19 protein-coding genes, 2 tRNA genes and 1 pseudogene are annotated in these 25,920 nt (G+C 55.5%); 7 read left to right on the top strand and 15 right to left on the bottom strand.

Annotated elements, in window-relative coordinates; all coding sequences use genetic code 11:
* Window positions 1–33: 33 nt before the first annotated feature.
* The gene (locus BISA_RS04240; RefSeq protein ID WP_033890402.1) at window positions 34–1,257 is read right to left on the bottom strand and encodes a hypothetical protein; all 1,224 of its coding nucleotides are present in this window, start codon (window positions 1,255–1,257) and stop codon (window positions 34–36) included.
* Between the two features lie 298 nt (window positions 1,258–1,555).
* On the opposite strand from BISA_RS04240, the gene BISA_RS04235 reads away from it, so the two are divergent.
* The gene (locus BISA_RS04235) at window positions 1,556–2,035 is read left to right on the top strand and encodes a hypothetical protein (RefSeq protein ID WP_033890401.1); all 480 of its coding nucleotides are present in this window, start codon (window positions 1,556–1,558) and stop codon (window positions 2,033–2,035) included.
* 45 nt (window positions 2,036–2,080) lie between these two features.
* Here BISA_RS04235 and BISA_RS04230 read toward each other — a convergent pair whose 3' ends face one another.
* Complete coding sequence (locus BISA_RS04230; protein ID WP_033890400.1) at window positions 2,081–2,521, bottom strand: hypothetical protein; 441 nt, start codon at window positions 2,519–2,521, stop codon at window positions 2,081–2,083.
* Window positions 2,514–2,780: a helix-turn-helix transcriptional regulator gene (locus BISA_RS04225; protein ID WP_161786497.1), complete on the bottom strand. Its 267-nt coding sequence runs from the start codon at window positions 2,778–2,780 to the stop codon at window positions 2,514–2,516. The genes BISA_RS04230 and BISA_RS04225 overlap by 8 nt, the downstream gene beginning before the upstream one ends.
* A gap of 58 nt (window positions 2,781–2,838) precedes the next feature.
* Here BISA_RS04225 and BISA_RS13580 point away from each other — a divergent pair.
* A pseudogene (locus tag BISA_RS13580) lies at window positions 2,839–3,060 on the top strand (helix-turn-helix domain-containing protein); the annotation flags it as partial.
* A gap of 255 nt (window positions 3,061–3,315) precedes the next feature.
* Here the strand turns inward: BISA_RS13580 and BISA_RS04220 are convergent.
* The 5 genes from BISA_RS04220 to guaA all read right to left on the bottom strand — a co-directional run bounded on the left by BISA_RS04220 (window position 3,316) and on the right by guaA (window position 9,975).
* Window positions 3,316–3,386: transfer RNA gene (locus BISA_RS04220), tRNA-Gln, on the bottom strand.
* Between the two features lie 151 nt (window positions 3,387–3,537).
* Window positions 3,538–4,560 (bottom strand): ribose-phosphate diphosphokinase, encoded by a 1,023-nt coding sequence (locus BISA_RS04215; RefSeq protein ID WP_033890397.1) that lies wholly within the window; start codon window positions 4,558–4,560, stop codon window positions 3,538–3,540.
* A 108-nt stretch (window positions 4,561–4,668) separates the two neighbouring features.
* Window positions 4,669–6,561, bottom strand: coding sequence for an acyltransferase family protein (locus BISA_RS04210; RefSeq protein WP_033890396.1), 1,893 nt, complete (start codon window positions 6,559–6,561; stop codon window positions 4,669–4,671).
* A 136-nt stretch (window positions 6,562–6,697) separates the two neighbouring features.
* Complete coding sequence (locus tag BISA_RS04205) at window positions 6,698–8,179, bottom strand: DUF1846 domain-containing protein (RefSeq protein ID WP_033890394.1); 1,482 nt, start codon at window positions 8,177–8,179, stop codon at window positions 6,698–6,700.
* 233 nt (window positions 8,180–8,412) lie between these two features.
* Window positions 8,413–9,975, bottom strand: a complete 1,563-nt coding sequence (guaA, locus tag BISA_RS04200; RefSeq protein WP_033890393.1) for a glutamine-hydrolyzing GMP synthase — start codon at window positions 9,973–9,975, stop codon at window positions 8,413–8,415.
* A 446-nt stretch (window positions 9,976–10,421) separates the two neighbouring features.
* On the opposite strand from guaA, the gene BISA_RS04195 reads away from it, so the two are divergent.
* The 3 genes from BISA_RS04195 to BISA_RS04185 all read left to right on the top strand — a co-directional run bounded on the left by BISA_RS04195 (window position 10,422) and on the right by BISA_RS04185 (window position 16,141).
* On the top strand, window positions 10,422–12,899 hold the full coding sequence (locus tag BISA_RS04195; RefSeq protein WP_033890392.1) for a phosphoketolase: 2,478 nt from the start codon (window positions 10,422–10,424) through the stop codon (window positions 12,897–12,899).
* Between the two features lie 217 nt (window positions 12,900–13,116).
* Complete coding sequence (pta, locus tag BISA_RS04190) at window positions 13,117–14,787, top strand: phosphate acetyltransferase (RefSeq protein WP_033890391.1); 1,671 nt, start codon at window positions 13,117–13,119, stop codon at window positions 14,785–14,787.
* 124 nt (window positions 14,788–14,911) lie between these two features.
* Window positions 14,912–16,141, top strand: a complete 1,230-nt coding sequence (locus BISA_RS04185) for an acetate/propionate family kinase (protein ID WP_033890389.1) — start codon at window positions 14,912–14,914, stop codon at window positions 16,139–16,141.
* Window positions 16,142–16,281: 140 nt separating this feature from the next.
* Here BISA_RS04185 and aroA read toward each other — a convergent pair whose 3' ends face one another.
* The 3 genes from aroA to BISA_RS04170 form a co-directional block, all read right to left on the bottom strand.
* Window positions 16,282–17,616, bottom strand: coding sequence for a 3-phosphoshikimate 1-carboxyvinyltransferase (gene aroA / locus BISA_RS04180; protein WP_033890471.1), 1,335 nt, complete (start codon window positions 17,614–17,616; stop codon window positions 16,282–16,284).
* 95 nt (window positions 17,617–17,711) lie between these two features.
* Entirely contained in the window at window positions 17,712–18,260 is a 549-nt protein-coding gene (locus BISA_RS04175) for a type 1 glutamine amidotransferase domain-containing protein (RefSeq protein ID WP_033890388.1), read from the bottom strand.
* A gap of 98 nt (window positions 18,261–18,358) precedes the next feature.
* Window positions 18,359–19,531 carry a hypothetical protein gene (locus BISA_RS04170; RefSeq protein ID WP_033890387.1) on the bottom strand — a complete coding sequence of 391 codons (1,173 nt, stop codon included), beginning with the start codon at window positions 19,529–19,531 and terminating at the stop codon, window positions 18,359–18,361.
* A 221-nt stretch (window positions 19,532–19,752) separates the two neighbouring features.
* Here BISA_RS04170 and BISA_RS04165 point away from each other — a divergent pair.
* Window positions 19,753–19,826 (top strand) — tRNA-Pro (locus BISA_RS04165).
* A 291-nt stretch (window positions 19,827–20,117) separates the two neighbouring features.
* On the opposite strand, the gene BISA_RS11910 is transcribed toward BISA_RS04165, so the two are convergent.
* Window positions 20,118–20,351, bottom strand: a complete 234-nt coding sequence (locus tag BISA_RS11910) for a hypothetical protein (RefSeq protein WP_152597182.1) — start codon at window positions 20,349–20,351, stop codon at window positions 20,118–20,120.
* A 395-nt stretch (window positions 20,352–20,746) separates the two neighbouring features.
* Window positions 20,747–21,712, bottom strand: coding sequence for an FIVAR domain-containing protein (locus BISA_RS04155; RefSeq protein ID WP_051917327.1), 966 nt, complete (start codon window positions 21,710–21,712; stop codon window positions 20,747–20,749).
* Between the two features lie 311 nt (window positions 21,713–22,023).
* Here BISA_RS04155 and BISA_RS04150 point away from each other — a divergent pair, with 311 nt between their 5' ends.
* Window positions 22,024–23,016, top strand: a complete 993-nt coding sequence (locus BISA_RS04150; RefSeq protein ID WP_033890386.1) for a hypothetical protein — start codon at window positions 22,024–22,026, stop codon at window positions 23,014–23,016.
* Window positions 23,017–23,023: 7 nt separating this feature from the next.
* Here the strand turns inward: BISA_RS04150 and glgX are convergent, their stop codons facing one another.
* Entirely contained in the window at window positions 23,024–25,147 is a 2,124-nt protein-coding gene (gene glgX / locus BISA_RS04145) for a glycogen debranching protein GlgX (protein ID WP_033890385.1), read from the bottom strand.
* A 72-nt stretch (window positions 25,148–25,219) separates the two neighbouring features.
* A complete protein-coding gene (locus BISA_RS04140) occupies window positions 25,220–25,897 on the bottom strand; it encodes an NUDIX hydrolase (RefSeq protein WP_033890384.1) in 678 nt (225 codons plus the stop codon).
* Window positions 25,898–25,920 lie beyond the last annotated feature (23 nt).

Here is a 25,920-nt window from a genome sequence, read left to right as displayed (position 1 = left end):
CCTCGGGGGTTGTGTTCCCGCTTCTGGTTTCGTTCAGGCGATTTCCTTGGCGACCGTGAAGATCTGTTCGAACAGGTTGATCACCTCGTCCTGTTCGGGGTTGGATCCGTCCTCGTCATCCGGCCAGAGTTCGTCGATGTCCTTGTCGAGGAGTCTGAGGTATGTGCAGATGTTCGAGAGGATGCTGGTCATGTCGTCGCTGCTGCGGTCCATGATCATGTCCACGGTTTCCGTGCCTGGCTGCCATTGGTCGCCGCTCATGAATTCCACGAGCTGCTGGAAGCTGGAGGCTGCGGTGGAGGCCACCTGGCGGAATGCGTCCATGAAGTAGCGGTCATCGATGCTGATGGCTGGCGCGTCCACATCGAGCTGCTGGTCGTCGTCTATCATGCCGACCTCTTCCGAAACTCCGGCCGCCGGGGTTATCTCCTTGAGTCCCTCGCTCATGCGGCGCGTGTTCTCTCGCTTGATCGACGCGCAGACCGTGGATTGCGCCATGTCGAGTTTCGCCGCGATCTCCTGTTGGGTCATGCCCTGGCCGCCCTCGTCCTTGGGCATGTTCATGTCGTAGATCTTCGCGTCAAGCTCCCGACGTTCGGAATCGGAAAGTTCCTTGACCGTGTAACGCTTACCATCCGACCCAACAATCGGCTTAGGCTTGTTTGCCTGACGGGACGCTGCCGTTTGTTTCAACGCGCGTCGTACTGTTATTTCGGTAACGCCTAATGCGCCTGCCAGTGCGCGGTTGCTGATGGGGTCTGTCTGGAAGGAGAGGACCAGGTTGGTGCGTTGCTGCACGGTGAAACGAATCGCGTCTGGGGTGAACTTTTCCTTGCACATCTTGAGCCAGCCGGCTTCTCCCCGTTCATACCCAAGGGCGATCCATGCTCGGCCGTTGAATGCCTCATTGATTGATTCATGTAGCTTCTGCTGTGATTTAGCGGTCTCGTACAGTTGCTCTTGGATGTCGGCGATGAGTTTTTCCGCTTCTTCTCGGGTGAATCGGCTTCCGAATACATTCTCCCCGACGCTTACCGGCAGAGTATTCTGCGCGTATTCGATGACAGCGTCACCGACCGTGAGCTCCTGAGGTTCGGGCTGTTCGATGATACGGATGGGTTCCGGGGCCCCTTGCTCCTCGTCATTCTCGACGAGGTCGGCGTCCACGATTTCCACGTCCTGCATTGCGGACGCTTCCTGTGAATATTCGTTCTTATCGGTGGACTGCTGGGTGGGGTTGATGTAAGAATTGGTCATGCTGATCCTTTGATAGTGGTTTTTGCTTTCGATGTGATTGATTGAGGTTTCTGTTCGATCGGTTTTCTCGGAGGCGGCTCCTCTTCATCGGGTTGGTTTGGTTCCTCTCCCGAACCGGATTCGTCCGGTTAGGGGCAATGCAAATGGGTTAAAGGATGGGACCATCGCCCTCACGTGAACGGCAATTCATGTGAGGGCATTCTTTTTATCCGCTTCCGTTCTCAGACTCCGATATCGGATTGCAGTCATGTGGGCTGGTTAACTGGATATCGTTTACGTCTATTGATCGGCGGTCATCATGAAGGATTCCTCGGACGCGGGCTTCGTCTCCGTTCTCAAGCGCCGGGGACTCCACGGGCTTGAGTTCCGTCGCCGCGATTGGCTTCAGGGTGTTATCGCCGCCTATCACGAGCCGACTTCCACGCAGCTTGCCGTCACAGGTCTTATGTATGGGAATCTGCTTGAGGGTCGCGGCTGTCTTCCCCTCCGAGAGCGTGCATCCCTTGCGTGGATGGCTTACCGTGACGTGATTTCCGGAGGCGCCTTTGTTCGTCCTTACACGGTTGGCTCCGATCTCGCGTTCGATGACGGCGTCCGTTGGGCGTTGTCCATCGGGATCACTTCGAAGGAATTGCGTGACCCTGGTTTCTCCTCCGCTCTGATACTGGCTGATGCCATGTCGGACGATGGACGCAGCTTTGCGTCCGAGGTCGTACTCACGGTGGCAGGCACCCGCCGCGAGACCGCGGCGGGGCTGCTGTCGGATATTCTTATCTGACATTCTGGTTTCTCTCTGCTCTCTGGGTTCTTGGATGGAATTGGGTTATTGGATGGTTTCCAGTGCGCCCGGGATTGGACGGCAATCCAGCTCCTGGGTGTGCGCGGGGACGGCAATCCCTTGCGCAAGTCTTCTTCTATGCTCGGCTTGTATGCTTCGCGCTACTACCGGCTTCTCTATGTGAATCCCTGCTGCCTGGAGGAACATCAGGTCTCGTTCTACGCAGTCGCCCCGGATTATGGTGGCCTGGGAAAGAATCAGTTCGATGGGCGTGATGTAGATGCTGATATGAAGCCTGTCGCGCAAATCCACGACGCCATTCTCGGTCGGGAGCATATCCCATTCCCGCTCGGCGGATGGCCGGAAAAAAGCATCAAACAGCACCCTGTGAATCTGACGATTTTCAATGCGCAGCCCCACGACCTCGCCCGACGATGGAGTAGGTCCGGTCACATACAGGCGAATCCACAGCACTCTCTCACTCATATTCGGGACCGGTCTCTCTCGGGTTCATGTCACTACGCTCGTCTGGAATGTCGGATAACCCATACAAATAGTCAGCCGACGTATGAAAAATAGATACACAAGCTTTCACTTCCTGCACACTGAACGGAATCACACCTGCAAGCTTCCTAGAAATAGACGCCTGCTTGACTCCCAAACAATTCGCCAGCTCCTCTTGTGTCATCTCCTTCTGTTTTCTCAGAACATCGATTCTATTACTTGTAACAGTCTTATGCGCCATACGCATAAGACTAGCACTTAGAGTGGATTATTCAAAAGTACTTATATAAAATATAAGTATGAAGATTTCTAGTCAGGTTAATTCTCAGGCAGCACTGCAACTGCAGGACACTGTGACGAAGAATATAAGAATACTTATGGCCGCCTATTCAACGAGGCAAGAAGATTTTGCGGAAAAGCTCGGAATAGCCCAGAGCGGATTAAGCCGAAAAATCAACCGGAGGACGGATTGGACTATGTCCGATATAGCCAATGCCGCAGATTTCTTTGATATTTCGGTAGCGGAACTTGTCATGCCGCTTTCCATCATCAGCAACGGAAGTCAATCGCATTATCAGGTGCGACATGATGTCGCACCTGATAATGCACAGCTTGCCGGTGCTGCCGGGCCTCGCTACATCGTGAAGCCTGATGACCCCGAGAACGGAAAAGAGCGCGGGGCCGCTACCGGTCCACGCGCTCTCGTGATGCCTTACGACCTCGATTTCCCGGGGCCATGCGCGGTCCTGAGGCGTTCACCTCGGAACCGTTTTGAGCTCCCCCACCTGGACTCGAACCAAGACAAAGGGTTCCAAAGACCCGTGTGCTGCCATTACACCATGGGGGAATCGTGGGTTTTTCACCCACAAGTGTTCATTTATACCATATATTCGGCATTTGTCGAATGACGCCGCCATGTCGCGTCGTGTCTACCGTAATATTGCTTGTTTCACGAAGCAGCATCGCGACCATTCGCGCGTTCGCCGATAGCCGATGCGTCACGCGAACAGGAAGCCCTGACCGTGGTGTTCCGGGTAGGTATCGAACAATTCGGCAACAGAACCGTCCTCGAAGACCGCGCGAATGGCGCTGGCCAGGAGTGGCGCGATGGACAGCACAGTCAGACCATCCCAACGCTTCTCTTCTGGAATCGGAACCGTGTCGGTAAGCACTACTTCGCGAGCGCCGCAATTCTTCAGGCGCTCCACTGCAGGGCCAGACAGTACGCCGTGCGTGGCGACTACGGTCACCGACTTTGCGCCGGCATCCTGCAGTACGTGGCATGCGCCGGCGATGGTGCCAGCAGTGTCGATCAAATCATCCACGAGCACACAATCCTTGCCCTTGACGTCACCAACCACGCGGTTGGCTACAGCCTGGTTCGGGCGCGTAATATCGCGTGTCTTGTGCACGAAGGCGAGCGGGCCGCCGCCAAGGCGCTGAGCCCACTGCTCTGCAACGCGGATACGACCGGCATCCGGGGAAACGACAGCAACGTTATCGAGCTGGCCCTGGAAACGATCGCGAATGTAATCAACCAGCACAGGCATGGCGATCAGATGATCGACCGGGCCGTCGAAGAAGCCCTGAGACTGTGCGGCATGAAGGTCGACGGACATGATGCGGTCTGCGCCTGCGGTCTTGAGCAGGTCGAAAATCAGACGGCAGGAAATTGGCTCACGGCCGCGGTGCTTCTTATCCTGGCGGGAATAACCGACCAGCGGGCATACGGCTGTGATGGAGCGTGCGGAGGCACGCTTCAGCGCATCAATCATGATGAGCTGTTCCATAATGGCCTTGTTAATCGGCTGATAGTGGCTTTGCAGGACGAAAACATCCGCACCACGGACCGATTCGGTGTAACGCACGTACATCTCGCCGTTGGCGAAATCGTATGCCGTGGTTTCCAGCAGATCGATGCCGAGTTGCTGTGCAACATCTTCGGCCAATTTCGGATGAATTCTTCCCGTAACGAGAATCAGGTTCTTATCAGGCTTTCCTTCAAGGATTGCGCTCACCATTACTCCCAACGTGTGGTCTCGCTGATGCAAATCCTAAGCATAGCTGCTCTTGGCGACTGGGATACACAGCTGCGTCGCCTACTGTTTACCAACTGTGCATACAGCCGGTTAATGAGTATTGGCGATCCAATCAGATATGGTCTGTTTGACGGTCTGCGCATACAGGTCGCTACCGCCCTTCGGGTGAATTCCATCGGAGCCCAATACTTGAGGATTCGCGTTCGCTGCGGCATCCCAGTCGACCAATATCACATTGTTGTTATGCGCATTGGCATAGTCAGACAACACTTGGTTAGTAGGACCGATCCAAGAACGATCACCATGCGCGTTAATGAGCACCATAATGCGATCTGGACCTAGCTGGTTATAAATAGTATCCAACTGCCCAGTATTGGCGGCGGTATTGGTACCTAAACCAACAAACACCCATTGGCGCAACGTACCGGATGCAACATCATTCTTGATGATGCTGGCACCCGCAATCATCGAACGGGACACATCAGCATCAATCTGAATGCCGGGAAACACTGCTGATAGGCCTTGCGAAGATGCCAGCATCACAGAATCACCGACAGCTGTAATCTGATCGCCTGTAGGCATGGTGTATCGAGGCTGAGGCGGCTGTGGTGGTTCAGGAACATCATTGCGCAGCAAATCGCCTGTGCGTTGCTGTTCCGCTTCCAATCGTCTGGCCTGTTCCTCAAGCTCCTGCTGCATAACGGTTTGCGTTGGAGCATGAGCCACACCTTGCACGCAGCCGAATACCGATACGGCTACAAGCACATCCACTATCACCGCGCGAACAATATGCCCTGGCGTGGCGTTGTGAATTGGCAGAATAACGAACAGTGCCGAACGGACACCTGCCGGACGCTCCACCAGAATCCATGATGCAGTTGCAGCAATCGCTGTCAATATGGCAGTCATGAGTAATGGCCAAGGTCCGCGCGCCGGTATTATTTGCGGTGCTACGGCAAGGGACACGATCCACAGCGGCCAATGCCATAGATAAATGCCGTATGAGTATTTGCCTAAACCTGCGAGCGGCAGGAACACCATCAGATCCTGCATCCAGGAATCCTCGCAAATTGTTCCTGCAATCAGCACGACCGCGAGCACGCTGGCAAGCATGATGCCGCCGCGGAAAGCAAAATCATTCTGCTTTCCGGCAATAGTCATCACAACAAGAATAACCAAGCTAATGAAAGCGAGCAGAGGAGCAATAGCCCTCCACATGCGAATGCGTATCGGCTGAGGCACTTTGGGCAAGGCAACAGGCACAGATGTGCCATCTGGATACGGTACAGTGCGAACGATTCGCGGTAAGCGTGGATGCCGCTGTTCATAACGAATAACCAGCCAAGCCAAGGCAACGCCCAGCATTAATCCAAACCCATGGGTATCCGTACCGAAGTACACGCGCGTGGGATCGGCACCAGGCGTGTACAGCACCCACATCAGCACACCGCTTATAGCAGCTAGTATCAATGGAATACAAACAGCACTCGCCCGGCGAATCCGCCACATTAGCCATGTAATCAGCGGCACAATAACGTAGAACTGCATCAGCACGCTGATGAACCATAAATGGCGGAATACCTGCGGGTTCATCTGGTCAAAATAGCTTTGCCCACCTGCGATGGCGTACCAGTTATAGCAGCCCAACAACACTGTGATGATTTGGTTGCGTATGGATACTAGAATGTCATGGTCGTACAACCATCCCACAGATACCATGATGGGAACCATGAAGAACAGTGCTGGGTAGAGTCGCGCGGCGCGTTTAGTAATGTATCGGTCAAGGCGCAGTGAGCCGGTGTTGAATAGCGACCGCAGTAGGCTTATGCCAATCAAAAATCCTGAAATGGTGAAGAATACATCGACGCCGTAGAATCCGCCTGGCAGCATTTGCTGTTGTGTGTGATATAGCACGATGGCGATAATTGCCAAACCTTTAATACCATTGACGCCTATATAACGTCCGTGAACTGCTGTTGCCACTGGCTTGTTCTCTTATTCTCTTTTCAGTCGCTCTCTCGGTTGGTTATTACATCAATAGGCACAGACACAGCAAGCCCTGCGAATCCCAGAATTATTTGGGTTTCGCAGGGCTTGCTGAACTTGCTTGTTTATTTGCTTACTTGTGGTACAGGCTTACACGCTCGTACTTGGGTTCGCAGCATACGTTAATGCCGAGTTTGCGGTACAGCGCCTCATCGGTAGAGGAGATAATTACTGAGAAGAAGGCATCACAGCCGCGCAATTGTTCGAGCCCGGCAATAACGCGGGCCGCTACCGGGCTGGTGGCACTGGTGATGGATAATGCGATCAGCGTTTCGTCGGAATGCAGGCGTCGGTTTGCACTGTTGAGATGTTCCGTCTTCAACTGGCAGATTGGCTCAATCGCTGCATCATCGATGACTTGCTCCGTATCGTCTACTCCAGTGACGGCTTTCAGCGCATGCATAAGCAGTGCGCTGGCTGCGCCAAGCAAATCACCGGTTTTACCAGTAACCACACTGCCGTCCGGCAATACCATCGCACCGGCTGGCGCGCCTGTAGCTGCTTCCTTGTCAAGCGCTGCAGCTCGAGCCGGAGACAAATTAGGCGTTACGTCAGCCTTGTTCATGATTGAACGCAAGCGTTCTACTTGTTCTTCACCAGTTCCGGTACGCTTTACGCGCTCAGCGGCAGCGAAGTATCGGCGCACGATTTCCAATCGGGAGGCTTCACGGCAAGCGTCATCATCCACGATGGCATAGCCGGCCATATTGACGCCCATATCGGTGGGGCTTTGGTATGGGCTCTCCCCCATGATTCGCTCCATCATGGCTTTGAGCACGGGGAATGCTTCAACGTCACGGTTGTAGTTGACGGTGGTTTTGCCGTATGTCTCAAGATGGAATGGGTCGATGATGTTCGCATCGTCGAGATCGGCGGTGGCGGCTTCATAGGCGATGTTCACCGGATGGTTGAGCGGCAGATTCCAAATCGGGAACGTCTCGTATTTGGCGTATCCGGCTTCGATGCCACGCTGATGCTCGTGGTACAGCTGGGACAGGCATGTGGCGAGTTTGCCGGAACCTGGACCTGGCGCGGTGACGACTACCAGTGGGCGGCTTGTTTCAATGTAATCGTTCTTGCCGTAGCCTTCTTGAGAAACAATATGCTCGATATCGTGCGGATATCCGGCGATCGGATAATGCAGATAGCATGTGACGCCCAACTGTTCGAGACGGTGACGGTATGCGTTGGCGGCAGGCTGACCCGCATACTGGGTGAGCACCACTGAACCTACGTAGAGGCCGTGGGAGCGGAAGACGTCAATGAGTCGCAGCACATCCTCGTCGTATGGAATACCGAGGTCGCCGCGCATTTTCGCTTTTTCAATGTGATTGGCATTGATGGCGATAACGATTTCTACATCATTGGCCATGCTTTTGAGCATTTGGAATTTCACGTCCGGCTCGAAGCCTGGCAATACGCGCGAAGCGTGATAATCGTCGAACAGTTTGCCGCCAAATTCCAAATACAGTTTGCCGCCAAACTGCGCGATGCGCTTCCTAATGTTGTTGGACTGCAGCTCAATATACTTCGCGTTGTCAAAGCCCTGCTTCATAAGGCGAATATTCCTTCCCGAACATCGTCGTAAACGGAAAGATTATAGCCTATTGTCACGCAGCATAAAAAAGGGAGTCACCATCCAAGGTGACTCCCAATCCAGCTAACGCTCCATCAGAGCATTTCACTCATGAATAATCGAATGATGCGTGCGGAGACCGCCGTCCGAACCCGAAGGCGCACTGAGGTGCGTCGAGGGTGAGGAAAGGCGGTATACGCTCCATCATTCGATTATTCCCATTCGATGGTTGCCGGGGGCTTGCTAGTGCAGTCCAGCACCACGCGGTTGATCTGGCGGCATTCGTTGGTGATGCGCGTGGAAATGGTGGCGAGCACGTCGTATGGGACGCGAGCCCAATCAGCGGTCATGGCGTCTTCGGAAGACACGGGGCGCAGCACGATCGGGGAACCATACGTACGCTCATCGCCCTGGACGCCAACGGAGTGAACGTCGGCGAGAAGCACTACCGGGCACTGCCAGATGTCACGATCGAGACCAGCCTTGGTGAGCTCTTCACGAGCGATGGCGTCGGCTTCGCGCAGGAGGTCGAGGCGTTCCTTGGTGATTTCGCCGATGATGCGGATGCCGAGGCCCGGGCCCGGGAATGGCTGACGCCAGACGATTTCGTCCGGCAGACCGAGCTCGGTGCCGATGGCGCGCACCTCATCCTTGAAGAGGGTACGCAGCGGCTCAACGAGCTGGAACTTGAGATCCTTGGGCAGGCCGCCAACGTTGTGGTGGGACTTGATGTTGGCCGCACCGTCGCCGCCACCGGATTCGACAACATCTGGGTACAGAGTGCCCTGAACGAGGAACTTGACTTCCTTGCCACGGGCACCAGCCTCTTCGAGTACCTGCTTCTGGGCCTTTTCGAAGGTGCGAATGAACTTTTCGCCGATGATTTTGCGCTTGCGTTCCGGCTCGGATACGCCCTTCAGTGCGGTGAGGAAGTCATCAGCGGCATCAACGGTGATCAGACGGATACCGGTGGCTTCGACGAAGTCGTGCTTGACCTGTTCCACTTCACCCTTGCGCAGCAGACCATGGTCGACGAATACGCAGGTGAGCTGGTCGCCGATAGCCTTGTGCACCAAAGCGGCGGCAACAGCGGAATCCACGCCACCGGACAGGCCGCAGATTACTTCGGCATCGCCGACCTGCTCACGAATCTTCTTGACCTGGTCTTCAATGATGGAGGATGCATCCCAATCGTTAGGCAGGGCAGCGCAACGGTGCAGGAAGTTTTCGATGAGCTTCTGACCCAGCGGAGAGTGCTTAACTTCCGGATGCCACTGCACACCGTACAGCTTGCGGGATTCATCCGCCATGGCGGCAACCGGTGCACCTTCAGTATGCGCCAGCACTTCGAAGCCTTCAGGAGCCTGCTCAACGGCCACACCGTGGCTCATCCACGTGGTCTGTTCCGCAGGGGAATCAGCAAGAATGCCTTCAGCATTATCAATGGTGGCGCTGGTCTTGCCGTATTCGCCGAGCGCCGCCTTGTCTACCTTGCCGCCGAGCTCGTAGGCCATAACCTGGAAGCCGTAGCAGATGCCGAGCACCGGGACGCCAGCATTGAAGACCTTAGTATCTATAGAAGGTGCGCCGGGTTCGAATACGGAAGCCGGGCCACCGGACAAAATAATTGCCTTTGGATCTTTGGCCAGAATCTCGTCAGCCGGCATGGAATGCGGCACAAGTTCTGAGTAGACGCCGGCCTCGCGGACGCGGCGAGCGATGAGCTGGGCGTACTGGGCGCCGAAATCGACGACAAGCACAGGACCATTTGCCATTGATATTCCCCTAACGTTCATTGGGACTTTACGTGGGTTAAACATGCACGATTATCACTGGTCAATACGACAACGTCGACACGCATGCAGAATGTGCGAAAAGCAAACAAAATACACGCCTTCACAAAGCCAACACGCCGGTTTAGAACATTGAAAAACGAACGTGAGAACGTGTGCAAAACCATAGGTTTTTGGCTTTATTCTGCGGTTTTATGGATATAAGATCAAAAAATAAATGTTGACAAAGTTAAGGCTTAAACGCACAAATACTGAAATTTCCGCAACAATTTCGAACACACCCGCAAGAAATCGTTCAAAAGTCGTGTTGTCCTCGTACCATGACGATTGATTGGGAACGGAAAACCTAGGTACCGCAAGGAACCAGGCCCGCGACCGAACAGAAATAATCAATCGCACGATTACCGTGCAGGAGTACAGGAGTACACATGACGAGTCCTGTTATTGGCACCCCTTGGAAGAAGCTCAACGCTCCGGTTTCCGAGGAAGCCCTCGAAGGTGTTGACAAGTACTGGCGCGCTGCCAACTACCTTTCCATCGGCCAGATTTATCTGCGTTCCAACCCGCTGATGAAGGAGCCCTTCACTCGCGAAGATGTGAAGCACCGTCTGGTCGGCCACTGGGGCACCACCCCTGGCCTGAACTTCCTCATCGGCCACATCAACCGCTTCATCGCTGACCACGGCCAGAACACCGTGATCATCATGGGCCCGGGCCACGGTGGCCCGGCTGGTACCTCCCAGTCCTACCTGGATGGCACCTACACTGAGACCTTCCCGAAGATCACCAAGGATGAGGCTGGTCTGCAGAAGTTCTTCCGTCAGTTCTCCTACCCGGGCGGTATTCCGTCCCACTTCGCTCCGGAGACCCCGGGCTCCATCCACGAAGGTGGCGAGCTGGGTTACGCTCTGTCCCACGCTTACGGCGCCATCATGGACAACCCGAGCCTGTTCGTCCCGGCCATCGTCGGCGACGGCGAAGCTGAGACCGGCCCGCTGGCTACCGGCTGGCAGTCCAACAAGCTCGTGAACCCGCGCACCGATGGTATCGTGCTGCCGATCCTGCACCTCAACGGCTACAAGATCGCTAACCCGACCATCCTGTCCCGTATTTCCGACGAAGAGCTGCACGAGTTCTTCCACGGCATGGGCTACGAGCCGTACGAGTTCGTCGCTGGCTTCGACGATGAGGATCACATGTCCATCCACCGTCGCTTCGCCGAGCTGTGGGAGACCATCTGGGACGAAATCTGCGACATCAAGGCAACCGCCCAGACCGACAACGTGCATCGTCCGTTCTACCCGATGCTGATCTTCCGCACCCCGAAGGGCTGGACCTGCCCGAAGTACATCGACGGCAAGAAGACCGAGGGCTCCTGGCGTTCTCACCAGGTGCCGCTGGCTTCCGCCCGCGATACCGAGGCTCACTTCGAAGTTCTGAAGAACTGGCTGGAGTCCTACAAGCCGGAAGAGCTGTTCGACGAGAACGGTGCCGTGAAGGACGACGTCCTCGCCTTCATGCCGAAGGGCGAGCTGCGTATCGGTGCTAACCCGAACGCCAACGGTGGTGTGATCCGCAAGGATCTGGACCTGCCGGAGCTCGAGAACTACGAGGTCAAGGAAGTCAAGAAGTACGGCCACGGCTGGGGCCAGCTCGAAGCCACCCGTACCCTGGGCGCCTACACCCGCGACATCATCGCTCGCAACATGCACGACTTCCGTATCTTCGGACCGGATGAGACCGCTTCCAACCGTCTGCAGGCTTCCTACGAAGTCACCAACAAGCAGTGGGATGCCGGCTACATCTCCGACGAGGTCGACGAGCACATGCACGTCTCCGGCCAGGTTGTCGAGCAGCTGTCCGAGCACCAGATGGAAGGCTTCCTCGAGGCTTACCTGCTGACCGGTCGTCACGGCATCTGGAGCTCCTACGAGTCCTTCGTCCACGTGATCGACTCCATGCTGAACCAGCACGCCAAGTGGCTTGAGGCTACCGTCCGCGAGATTCCGTGGCGTAAGCCGATTGCTTCCATGAACCTGCTGGTCTCCTCTCACGTTTGGCGTCAGGACCACAACGGCTTCTCCCACCAGGATCCGGGTGTCACCTCCGTCCTGCTGAACAAGTGCTTCCACAACGATCACGTCATCGGCATCTACTTCGCCACCGATGCGAACATGCTGCTGGCTATCGCTGAGAAGTGCTACAAGTCCACCAACAAGATCAACGCCATCATCGCTGGCAAGCAGCCGGCTGCCACCTGGCTGACCCTGGACGAAGCTCGCGCTGAGCTCGAGAAGGGTGCTGCAGCTTGGGATTGGGCTTCCACTGCTAAGTCCAACGACGAGGCCGAGATCGTGCTTGCCGCTGCTGGCGATGTTCCGACTCAGGAAATCATGGCTGCTTCCGACAAGCTGAAGGCTATGGGCATCAAGTTCAAGGTCGTCAACGTCGCTGATCTGCTCTCCCTGCAGTCCGCTAAGGAGAACGACGAGGCTCTGACCGACGAGGAGTTCGCTGACATCTTCACCGCTGACAAGCCGGTGCTGTTCGCTTACCACTCCTACGCTCACGACGTGCGCGGCCTGATCTACGATCGCCCGAACCACGACAACTTCAACGTCCACGGCTACGAGGAAGAGGGCTCCACCACTACCCCGTACGACATGGTTCGCGTCAACCGCATCGATCGTTACGAGCTGACCGCTGAGGCTCTGCGCATGATCGACGCTGACAAGTACGCCGACAAGATCGCTGAGCTCGAGGCCTTCCGTCAGGAAGCCTTCCAGTTCGCTGTCGACAACGGCTACGATCACCCGGACTACACCGACTGGATCTACTCCGGCGTGAACACCGAGGAGAAGGGCGCTGTCACCGCTACCGCCGCAACCGCTGGCGACAACGAGTGATTTCCTCCACTCTGAGGTTTAGCCTAACGGCTTAGGGAAAAGGGCTTGGGAATTATCCCAAGCCCTTTTTCTATACCCTTTGACGTCCCGTTTCCTTCTGTTGCACTTTCAGGATTCTTCCCGCAATTACTCCGCGTCTTAAGCGTGAACGGTAACAATGGTCAGTACAATGATGTGTGGTCCTAATTATGTTGATCATCAAAGGAGACAGACCAAAGTGACCGTTACCCGTGTATATATCGCAAGCCCTGAAGGCGCTAATGGCCGCAACGTGGTGGCCTACGGCGTGCTTAACGCGCTGACTTCAAAGTACAAGACCATCGTGTTCCGTCCGGCAGTATCCAACCATGACGATTTCACGCCGGTACTGCTGTCCGCTTCCAACGCAGGCCTTGGCGTCGCCCTGTCCACCGGCCTTGACGTGCATAAGGTGCGCCTAGATAAGGAAACCGCTCGCGGCGACATCATCGGCGCATTCAATGATGCTATGGATGTTGCCCGTGCGGATGCCGCATTGATCGTCGGTACTGATAAGTCTCACGTCAACGACCCGACCAGCTACGAATTCAATGCGAATGTCGCTGCCGATCTCAAGGCCGGCGTGTTCCTGGCCGTCTGCACCATCGATCGTTGGCCACACGAGCTGGATGAGACCGTCAAGCTCTCCATCGAGGGCATGGAAGCTGCCGGTAACCGCGTGCTCGGCATTTTCGTGACCGGCTGCGAGACCCGCCACTCCGTCTCCGTGAAGGACACACTGGCCAAGTACGGCCTGCCCGTGTGGACCCTGCCTCAGGTCTCCTTCACCGACGAATCCGGCAAGGTACAGGCACTGGAGACCTTCCGCAAGTACGCTCCTACCGAGGAAGTGCTCGCAGCCCTCGATGTGGACTTCAACCCGCCAACTACCCCGTACTCCTTCCAGTTCGGACTGCTCGGCAAGGCCAAGAGCAACAAGAAGACCATCGTGCTGCCGGAGGGTGAGGAAGACCGCATTATCAAGGCGGCCGACTACCTGCTCGAACGCGAAATCGTAAACCTGATTATCGTGGGCAACAAGGAAGCTATTCTGGCCCGTGGTAAGGAACTTGGTCTGAATTACCTTGAGCGTGCCCGCTTCCAGGCTATGGATGACGAGAACATCTTGAAGCCGATGATCGCCAAGCTCTGTGAGCTGCGTGCCAAGAAAGGCATGACCGAAGAGCAGGCCCGTAAGCAGCTGACCGATGCCAGCTACTTCGGTACGATGCTTGTGGTGCTCGGCTATGCAGACGGCCTGGTCTCCGGTTCTGTGAACTCCACTGCCAATACGGTGCGTCCGGCTCTGCAGGTTATCAAGACCAAGCCTGGTCAGAAGCTTGTCTCCGGCGCATTCCTCATGTGCTTCAAGGATCATGTGGCTGTATTCGCCGACTGCGCCATCAACCTGAACCCGGATGCCGAACAGCTTTCCGAAATCGCGCTGCAGTCCGCTGAAACCGCTCGCGCATTCGGTCTTGACCCGAAGGTCGGCATGCTCTCCTACTCCACGCTCGGCTCCGGCAAGGGCCCGGATGTGGATGTGGTGGAGGAAGCCACCAAGCTGCTCAAAGACAAGGCACCAGATCTGCCGGTGGTCGGCTCCATTCAGTTCGATGCCGCTTGGTCCCCCACCGTCGCCGCAACCAAGGCCAAAGGCAATGATGTGGCCGGTCACGTCAACGTGTTCGTGTTCCCTGATCTGTGTGCAGGCAACATCGCGTACAAGGCAGTACAGCGCTCTTCCGGCGCTCTGGCCATCGGCCCGGTACTGCAAGGCTTGAACAAGCCGGTCAACGATCTGTCCCGTGGCGCCCTGGTGCAGGACATTATCAACACCATCGCCCTGACCGCCATCGAAGCCCAGTAACAGTAACCAAAATGCGGCTCTTCTTTCCATGAAGAGCCGCATTTTGTAGCAAGTAGCGAGTAATCTAATCAACGGTAACCCGTGTCTCACGGGAACATTCAATTCACAATGGAGGATGCCCACAATGGCGAAAACCGTCCTTGTCATCAATTCCGGTTCCAGCTCTATCAAGTACCAGCTGGTTGATCTCGAATCCGGCGAAGGCCTGGCTTCCGGTCTGGTCGAGAAGATCGGCGAACCGGTCGACGGCCACTACAAGCACGAGTACAACGGTGAGAAGCATGAGCTCGAAGAGCCGATTCACGACCACGAGCAGGGTCTGAAGCGCGTTCTCGGCTTCTTCGAAGAGTACGGCCCGAAGCTGTCCGACGCGGGCATCGTCGCTGTCGGTCACCGCGTGGTGCAGGGCGGCTCCATCTTCCCGAAGCCGGCTCTGGTCACCGACAAGACCATCAACCAGGTCAAGGATCTGGCTGTGCTCGCTCCGCTGCACAACGGCCCGGAGGCCAAGGGTGCTGAAGTCATGCGCGCCCTGCTGCCGGATGTTCCGCAGATCTTCGTCTTCGACTCCTCCTTCTTCTTCCAGCTGCCGAAGGCTGCCAGCACCTACGCTCTGAACAAGGAAATCGCCGACCAGTACCACATTCGCCGTTACGGCGCTCACGGCACCTCCCACGAGTTCATCTCCTCCGTGGTTCCGGAAGTCATCGGCAAGCCGGCTGAAGGCCTCAAGCAGATCGTTCTGCACATCGGCAACGGCGCTTCCGCTTCCGCTGAAATCTCCGGCAAGCCGGTCGAGACCTCTATGGGTCTGACCCCGCTCGAGGGCCTGATGATGGGCGGCCGTACCGGTGACATCGACCCGGCTGTGGTCTTCCACCTGATTCGTAACGCTCACATGAACGTGGACGAGCTGGATGCCCTGTTCAACAAGCGTTCCGGCATGATGGGCATGACCGGCTTCGGCGATCTGCGCGAGGTTCACCGTCTGGTGGCCGAGGGCAACGAGGATGCCAAGCTGGCTCTGGACGTCTACGTGCACCGTATCGTCAGCTACATCGGCAACTACACCTACCAGATGGGTGGCTGTGATGTGATCACCTTCACCGCTGGCGTTGGCGAGAACGATGACATCGTGCGCAAGATGGTGTGCGACAAGCTCGCTCCGTTCGGCGTCAAGCTGGACGAGGAGAAGAACGCCACCCGTTCCAAGGAACCGCGTATCATCTCCACCCCGGATTCCTCCGTGATCATCGCTGTGATCCCGACCAACGAGGAGCTGGCCATCGCCCGCAAGTCCGCTGCCATCGCAGAGGCCGGCGAGGACACCTACGGCAACCAGTTCACCAAGTGATTGTGAATTTCTGATCGCCTAAGCCAAGAGCCTGATGATTCGAAAGAAATCATCAGGGCTCTTGCATAATCACTTGCATAATCAATATAGAAAAGCTCTCCTCATTGAGGAGAGCCAGACGACCAGATGAGCAGCGAAGACTACTCCCCCAGCATGCCGTTCCACATGCCGACGAAGTCCGGCAACGTCTTACGCGTGGTAGCAACATCCTTCACATTGATACCAGTAATACGCAAGCCGAGCATTGCCGCAAACGTGGCCATACGATGATCCGCATACGTTTCCATATCCGCACCATGCAGCTGTTCAGCTGCCACCGGTTCGATACGCAAACCATCCGGCAGTTCTTCCGCCGTACCACCCACACGCGTAATTTCAGCCACTAATGCAGCCAAACGGTTCGTCTCATGCCCACGTAGATGACCAATACCAACCATATCCGTGGGCGCATCCGCAAACACCAAAATCGCTGCCAATGAAGGCGCGATTTCACCAGCGGCAGTCAAATCAAAGGTACCAAGTCCATGAATAGTGCCACTACCGGTGACTTCGCAGTATCGAACATCATCAATCACTGGGAAGGATACCGTAGCACCCATCTGCTCTAGATATCCGGGCAGCAAACCACCAGGCTGCGTAGTATTCACAGGCCAATGCGGCACGCGCACAGTGCCGCCTGCAATTAATGCTGCACCTAAGAATGGTGCCGCGTTCGACAAATCAGGCTCAACCGTGACCTTATCAGGCAGCTGCAATGCGCGCGATTCCACTGTCCAAGTACGAGCGGTCTCGTCAGCATTCACTTCGCCGCCAGCTCCGGTCACATCGGCAACTGTCATGCGAATATGCGGCAGGCTCGGTGTCTTCTCCCCCGTATGCTGCAATGTCAATCCACCGGGCAGTCGGGAGCCGATCAGCAACAATCCGGAAATGAATTGCGAGGAACCAGAAGAGTCAATGCTTACCTGAGCATGATCTTGCGGCAGTGTTGCCGGAGGAGTAATAGTAAACGGCAGTTTGCCGATTTCGCCGTGATATTCCACCGTGGCACCGAGCTGTTCCAAACCATCAAGCACAGGCTTCATCGGGCGAGCATATGCCTGCTCATCGCCATCGAAATGCACCGGACCATCAGCGAACAAAGCGAGACCAGGCACGAAACGCATCACCGTGCCTGCAAGACCGCAGAACAGGTTGACATTGCCACGGAAACGACCATCTGCAGGAGGAGTCACGGTCACCGTGGTATCAGTGTCGGCATCGACCTCACAGCGCACGCCGAGGGCTTCCAAAGCACCCATCATCAGATCAGTATCTCGCGAGCGCAGCAAACCAACCAAACGCACCGGCTGCGAGCCTAGTGCCGCGAGAATCAGGTAGCGATTCGACAATGATTTGCTGCCTGGCACGGTTACTGTGGCGTTCAACGGCTGTGTTGCGAACGGAGCAGACCAAAGATTCATGTTTTCTGTCATAGAAGTCAATCTATCAAGCTTCACGTATTGAAGGACGGCTGTGTCCAGCATTGGTGCCGGGCACAGCCGTCCTTACTGGCTGTTCAGGAGCTAATTCAGGCGAGTGCTTCCTTGATAGCAGCGACGAAGTAGTCCAGATCGTCGGGCTTACGGGAGGTGATGAGTTTCCAGCCATTTGCGTCATCAACGGTCAGCTGCTTGTCGACATAGTGGCCGCCTGCGTTCTCGATGTCGGCTGCAATGTAGCGGCATGGAGATGCGGTTTTGCCTTCAATCAGATCAGCGTTGACCAGCAGCCATGCACCGTGGCAGATAGCGGCGATCGGCTTGCCTTCGTGGGCGAATTCCTGTGCCAGGGTGATGGCGTCTTCGTTCACACGGATGCGGTCGACGTTGCAGGTGCCACCGGGGACCACCAGCAGGTCATAATCGGCGGCCTGTACGTCGGCGAGGCGTGCATCTGGGGTCAGGGTTTCGCCTTCGTAGCGGTCGTGCTGCACGGTTTCGCATGGGTCGAGCGTGGTGGCGGCAAGCGTCACCTGGGCGCCGGCTGCCTTCAGATCGCGCAGCGGGCGGGTCAGTTCGGTTTCCTCAATACCCCAGTTGTTGACGATGATCAGTACCTTGGCGTTCTCAACAGCCATAGTTCCTCCTTGATCGCAGTGGCTTGTTTTCCGCAATCTATTATGCGTCATCGTTGGTGGTTGAGCCAGCAAAGAACATAACGATAATGCATCAGCGATCAGCGATCGGAGGCGATGCGGGACTCGATTTCCGTCTCTTGTGCGCCATCATGTTGTTCCATGCCGTTTTCCATCATTTGCGCGTGCAGGAGCTGTGCTTCCACTCGGTCTGCCTCGATAGCGGCGATTTGGCGGGAGAATACGATGAACCAGCCGAGGAACATGAGGCCGGCGAGCGCTTCCACGTTGGTGAGTGTATTGTGTCCCATCATCATGTTGGCCCAGAATGCGGCGCACACCAGTGCTGCCAGATCGGAGGCGACCATCACGGCTTTGGAGATGCGTGGAGCGAGCCACGGCAGTAGTACAAACAGGAGCAGCATGACGAACGGCAGACCTTTGGCGCAAATATTGTGCATGAGGTTATGCGGCGTGTAGCGGAATGCGCCAATGCCGATGAAGGCGAGGCCGGAGATGGTAAGCAGTACGGAGAGCACGCCGATGCGGGCCATGAAATGCGGGATCATGTAGCCGCGGTTTGGGTCGGTTTTGGTGCGGTCATGCCAGAGGCGTTGCAGTCGTTCGGTGGTGACGAGCTCGGAGATGGCGAAGTAGCTGACGATGATGATGCAGGTGCCGGCCAGCATCAGCGTGGAGTTGAACATGCGCGCCGCGAACGTGGTGCGATCGCCCAGCTGGGAGAAGTTATTGTGATACCAGTATGGGTCATCGGTGGTGACTCCTGCGGTGACCACACCGGAGATGACAAAGAACGGCAACAGGCTGGCGATGGTTTTGGCGTTCATCATTTCCGCCTGCACGAACGTCATGTATCCCACTACCCCGGCGAAGCCAGCACATACGCTGGAAATGTAGCCGGCGAAAATGGCGTTACCCATCATGTCGTTCGCTGCGCCGATGAGCGCGAATGAGGAAAGGAATATGGTGGAACCGTATACCACGGAGAGTGCCACGATTTCCACAACGCGTCGGATGGGAGCCAGCCAGCCGTTTTTGAGGTTCAATGACTTTGATTTGCGGGAGTAACCAACAATGAAGGAAATCACGCCACAGGCCGCAACAATGCCAGCGCATACCATGAAACGTCGTTGCGTCAACTGCCAGATAGCTGGTGCGTATTCCATGTAGAAATTCATGGCGACAGCGCCTACTGCAGCGCAGATGACGAAGGAAATCAGTCCGGATGTTTCCGAACGCTGATGACGGCCCATGATTCCCTCCGTACCTCCGATGATTCAATCTTGCCGATATCCGTTGCTCTCTACCTAAGCATGCAATGGCTGTATCAGCCAGAGTTGCCGGCGTTCAACACCATTTGCCCCATTATGTGAGCAATTCATGTCCAACATGACATTGTATCCCGTGTCCCGGTCCACCCATAATGTACAATGTTGGTTTGTGCCGTGAAACTGGTTCAAGGTTTTACAGCATACGGGCTATAGCGCAGTTTGGTAGCGCGCCTGCTTTGGGAGCAGGATGTCGTGGGTTCAAATCCCGCTAGCCCGACCGAAACCCCTACTCCCGCTTGGGAAGTAGGGGTTTTACTTTTACCCCTGAACGGGCCGATGACAACACTGAGTAACAATGACCACAGACCATCGGATGATGACATTGGTTTTGTCATAACAAATAACGCTTTATCCCGCAAAGGTAAGGCTCCAAGTCGCTGGGGGGGTATTCCCTCGGTATTCCTCTTATCCGAGGACACATCACCAAATCAAGGACAGTGCAAACGGATTCTCGAGAAAATCGGAATCAGTGAGACGGCCAATCAAATAGCAAGTGCGTCTATCGGAATCAACCTGAACAAAGAGCAACCACTGCACTCTGTATTCCGATGATGGCGATGATGCCGAGAATCCGACCGACGGTTTGCGTTTGCCCGGTCAACCATTGCAACAGGTTCACAGTCACCGTGTCGTTCGCATATTCGGGACTGTCCGCCAACAGTTCCGCATGCTGATCGCTCACACCAAGGCAATAGGAGATATAGCCGATCAGAGGAGCGGCAACCGCGGTAATGACACCCAAACTCCACATGATGAACTGGTAACGGTTATACCATTTACCAATCTTTCATAACATGGTCACCCTCCGGCTCCTTTCATACGCTGTTCGCAAACGCAATAACCGTTTCCACTGATTTAGGATAATGAACAGGAAATGCTTGCCCTCAATGTTTTCAAGCATCAGAGGGCACTTTCGGCCCCGTTAAGCCGGAATCGGCATGTGGGCGGAAACAACTCATGATTGTTTCCACCCACATGGGTCTTAAAGTTTCTCCAACAGAGATAGGATTCGATTCGACGGGGCGCGGCAGACGGAACCCGCCGTCCGTGGCGGTGAACGAAAATTCCCCTGTATCCAAGGAATGATACAGGGGAATGAAAAGTAAGGACGAAAAGCGAGGAGAGAAAGCCGGATAATCAGCAAGGCTGAAATTCTTTACCGTCAGATGTTCCGCAAAGAGTGTAATCAAAATATCCATCATCAGTCGATGGCTGCTGCGTCTGTGCCGTCTGTCCGCTGGTGCTGGGTCGGCTGTATCCTCCGCCGTTCGAATAGCCTCGGTTGGATCCGGAACTCCTGGAATAGTTGGAACCCACGCTCGAGGAGGATTGTGCCTGTGCTGCCGCAGTTTGGGCGGCAGCCTGCGCATCTGCCTCCATTTTGGCTTGGATGGAATCACTCACGGCTTTCAACGCCGAATCCACATCCTGACGTGCCTTGTCAAGTTTGGTGGAATCGTTCCCGTCAGCGAGTTTCTTCGCCGCGTCAATCGTTTTGCTCAGATTGTCACGGGTTGAGTTATCGGCGACCTTTCCGTCCGAATCCGACAGAAGTTTCGATGCCTCATCCAGCTTCGACTTCAGATTCGATTTCGCGATATCTAGGGTCTTCGCCGCCTTCGACTCGTTAACCGCTTTCACCGCCTTGGACAGGGTCTTCTCATGTTTCGTATACCAGTCCGCCTGATCGTTCAGGGTCTTGACGGCCTCATCCAGTCCGGTCTTGTCGTCGGCGACACAGCCTGTGTATTCAGGCGCGGTCTCCTTCAACGCGGACTCCAAGCTATCAACGGTTTTCGCGTCCTTCACCTCATCAGTTTTGACGGCCGATGCCTTGACTGCATCACCGTTCAACAGGGCGTTATACTCGTTCGCAGCCTTCCTGACCTTCTCCGAAGCTGCCGCGCATGAGGCTTTCGCCGCGGCCAGTTCATGGTTCGACCAGGCCGCGTATCCGCCGAAACCAGCCGCGATGACCACGACTGCGCAACATCCCGCGATGGTCGGGATCAGCCACTTCGGTCTCTGCTTATTGGATTCCACGGTTAAAGTGTTCTCTGCCGAAGAGGTGCCTTTCTCCGGAGTTTTGCTTTCCTCTGTCATTGTCGTTTTTTCTCCTTTACTCATTGTTTCCCTGGTTGACTCGATATCATGCGGTTTGGACGGAGGGGGGTGTTCTCCCCTCCATCGTTACGTTCAAGTCTGGGCATGGTTTTCGCGGTTTGCAAATTATTTCAATGGGTGGCCGCAATATGGTTCATGAACGTTGCTGATGGTTTTGGCTGATATTTTTCCCCTGCTTCTTTTGGCTGTTTACAACGTTTGGAGCGCTGTACCCGAATATTGAGGCTAGTATCGCCACTGTAAGGTCAGAGGTTTTTCTGACGTCAATCACATTGATTAGAGGAGACGATATGGGATTGAAGGATAATCCTGAGCGTTTTCACGGTCTGCTGAAACGATTGGGCAAGGCCGCGGTCGCGCTCGTTGCTTCCGCCGCCACGTTGGCGGGCGGCATGCTCGTCGCCGGCACCGCGCAGGCTGCCGCCGGCCCCGGCTATTACGCGAATCCGATGAGCGGTTCCGCCGCGGGCGGCTGGTGGGTCGGCACCGGCTCGTTCTTCCTGGGACCGCAGGACGATTCGAAACCATACAAGTACTGCGTGGAGTTCAGCAACCCATACGACTGGCAGAACCAGGGCACATGGACACCGGTCGACACGGACGACGGCAAAAAGGCCGCCTACCTGGTCGACAAGTACCAGAACGATGGTGATGCGCTCACGCAGGCCGCGCTGGCGTACGCGATCCACGATCATTTCGACCGCAACCAGGCATGGTGGAACGAGGCCAAGACCAAGATGACCCTGGTGGGCGGCGACATCAACGCAGTCAGGAACCGTGCGGCCACCATCTGGGCCGAAGCGAACGATATGCCGTCCACCATCCAAGCCAGCTACAGGTACATGCAAGGCAAACGCAAAGGCACGTTCGATCCAGGTATCAAGACCGGCGATGGACGCTGGGTGGCTGGCGCTACCTATACCATCACCGATCTGAACAAGGTCGCCAAGTTCGACGGATCGAACGACTACACGATCACCGGCACCACCACCGGTGCCGAGGAACATCTGCCGTGGACCGCGACCGGCAATGGTAAGACCAATTTCCAAATCACCCGTAAGATTCCCCGCGTGGCCGTCTCCAACTCCTCCAGTCAGGATCTGCTGAAACCCACCGACCCGGAGACCCAGTCAGCGAACATCCAGTTCGAAGTGCGCCGAGACTTCCAGCCGACCGTCACCACCGAGGTCAACAGTCGTGAGTTGAAGCGTGGTGAGACCGTGCAGGACAAATCAACAAAGGACCCGTTACACAACGTAACGGGTCCTTTCATATGGCGATAAGCCTTACTTACAGGCCGAGCGACGGCTTTTCGGGCTTCTTGGCGCTCATCAGCATCATGAAGCTACGCGATTGGGCGGTAATCATGAAGCCGGCCTCATAGCTTAGCTCCGGACCATCCGGGTTATGCGTATCCACAATCAGCTGCCATTTGCGGCCGTAGCGTTCATCCGGCAGGGTGAACATGATTGGCTCATAATGGGCGTTGAAGATCAGGATGAAGTCATTGTCAACCATACGGTTGCCATACCAGTCGACTTCAGGAATATCCGAACCATTGAGGTAGATCATCATGGAGAAGGCGTGCGTGTTCTGCCAATCTTCCATATCCATGATGGAACCGGTATGGTCGAACCACTCCACCTGTGGAATCTTGTTTGAATCATCGCCGGGTTCGCGGCCAGTGAAGAAACGACGACGATGCAGCACCGGATGATTCAAGCGCAGGTGAATGAGCTTGGAGACGAACTTCAACATGTTCTTCTGATCTTTGTTGAGGTTCCAGTCCGTCCAGGAAATCTCATTATCCTGGCAATAGGCGTTGTTATTGCCCTGCTGCGTGCGGCAGACTTCATCACCACCGCAAATCATCGGAATACCCTGGCTCAACAGCAACGTGGAAAACATGTTGCGCATCTGACGTTGACGCAAATCATTCACGTCCGGAATATTCGTGGCACCTTCCACACCACAGTTCCAGGAACGGTTGTTGGATTCGCCATCCCGGTTGCCTTCGCCATTGGCCTCGTTGTGCTTCTCGTTGTAGCTCACCAAATCGTTCATGGTGAAACCATCGTGAGCGGTGATGAAGTTCACGGAAGCCACCGGTCGGCGGCCATTGACCTGATATAGGTCAGAGCTACCCATCAAACGGGATGCAAACTCCGGCAAGGTTGAAGGCTGCGAGCGCCAGAAGTCGCGCACGGTATCGCGGAAGCGGCCATTCCATTCAGACCAGCTGGACGGGAAGCCGCCAACCTGGTAACCGCCAGAGCCCAAATCCCACGGTTCGGCGATGAGCTTGACGCGGGAGATAACCGGATCCTGTTCCACGATGTCGAAGAATGCGGAAAGCTTGTCGACCTCTTGGAACTGGCGTGCCAGAGTGGCTGCCAGATCGAAGCGGAAGCCATCCACATGCATTTCAGTAACCCAGTAGCGCAGCGAGTCGGTGATGAGCTGCAAGGCGTGCGGCGAGCGCATAAGCAGCGAGTTACCGGTACCGGTGGTATCGAAGTAGTGCATCGGGTCGCCGTCCACCAGTCGGTAGTAGGAGGCGTTGTCAATGCCTTTGAAGCTCAGGGTGGGGCCCATGTGGTTGCCTTCGGCGGTGTGGTTGTACACCACGTCGAGAATCACTTCCATGCCGGCGCGATGGTAGGCCTTGACCATCGATTTGAATTCGTTGACCTGTTCGCCGCGTTCTCCAGAGCTGGAGTATGCGTTGTGCGGGGCGAAGAAGCCGATGGTGTTGTAACCCCAGTAGTTCGACAGGCCCTTCTCTTGTAAGAAGGAGTCGTTGACGAACTGGTGAATCGGCATGAGCTCGATGGCGGTGACGCCCAGCTTCTTCAGGTATTCGATGACGCTCGGGTATGCAAGGCCCGCATAGGTGCCGCGGATATCCGGCGGCACATCCATGTTGAGGTTGGTCATGCCGCGCACATGAGCCTCGTAGATCACGGAATCATGGTAGGGAATGTAGGGATGCTGATCGTTGCCCCAGTCGAAGTAGGGGTTGATGACGGCGGATTTCATGGTATGTTCCGCCGAATCCAAGGTGTTCATTGACGAATTGTCATCAGGGCTTTTGAACCAGTATGAGAAGAGGCTTTCATCACCGTCGATGTTGCCTTCAATGGCCTTGGCGTATGGGTCGAGCAGCAGTTTGTTCGGATTGCATCGCAGGCCATGTACTGGGTCGTACGGGCCGTATACGCGGTAGCCGTATCGTTGGCCAGGCTGCAGGCCTGGAATGTAGTTATGCCATACGTATGAGTTTTGTTCGGTCATCTCGACGCGAGTCTCGTTATCATCGTCGTCGAAGAGACACAGTTCTACTTTTTGCGCAACCTGCGAGTACAGCGCGAAATTCACACCGGCACCGTCATAGCTGGCCCCGAGCGGGTACATTGATCCAGGTCTGATCTGCATAGTTCTAGTATCCCACTTTCTTGTGTTACTAAAGTCTGTTGGAGTTGAACGTCAGGAGAACAAGGATGGCTTGTTCTCATCGTCAGCGTGTTTGGCAATCAAACGACGCAATGCTTCATGTTGGATGGCAATCATTGAATTCGATGCGGTGATTCGCGTGGCCGCCAGATCACTCCAAGGAATCCAGGCGGATTCCACATGCTCATCCGGGTCGAAATGCCGTTCCTCATGCTTGAACGGGCCTAAATGCAGCACCATAATGTGCGCCAATTCGTCGGTCATGCCTTCCGAGGAGTAGAAATCACCCACGTAATCCACGCCCATCGAATTGCGATCCGGAACCACACCGGTTTCTTCGGCCAGTTCTCTCAAGGCCGCATCGAGAATGTCTTCGCCCTCATCCATTAGGCCTGCTGGAAGACCATAAGCGAACATGTCTGAACCGGCACGGTATTCGCGTTCAATCAAGTAGCGGTCAGTGGACATGTCGTGCACCAGCATCACCACGCAAGGCGCATGGCGCAACACCTGACGGCTGATCTCATGTTTGTTGCCCTGCTTATCCGTCAATGCGAGAGTCATATCATCAACATGGAAGATACGCCCGGTGTATACGGTGGCGGTGTTCAACACCTCGGCCGGCACATCCATGTCGATGCCGTCCGAACTGGCGTTAAGCTTTCGATCCAGCCTATGTTCCAGCTGCTCTTGCTTGCTATGGCCGAACATATTCCTCCTTGATGAGTGCTCGA

This window comes from Bifidobacterium saguini DSM 23967 (genome assembly GCF_000741715.1).
GTDB classification, from domain to species: Bacteria; Actinomycetota; Actinomycetes; order Actinomycetales; family Bifidobacteriaceae; genus Bifidobacterium; species Bifidobacterium saguini.
Note: the sequence above shows the minus strand (reverse complement) of the source record. Positions and strands in the feature narration are given on the sequence as shown.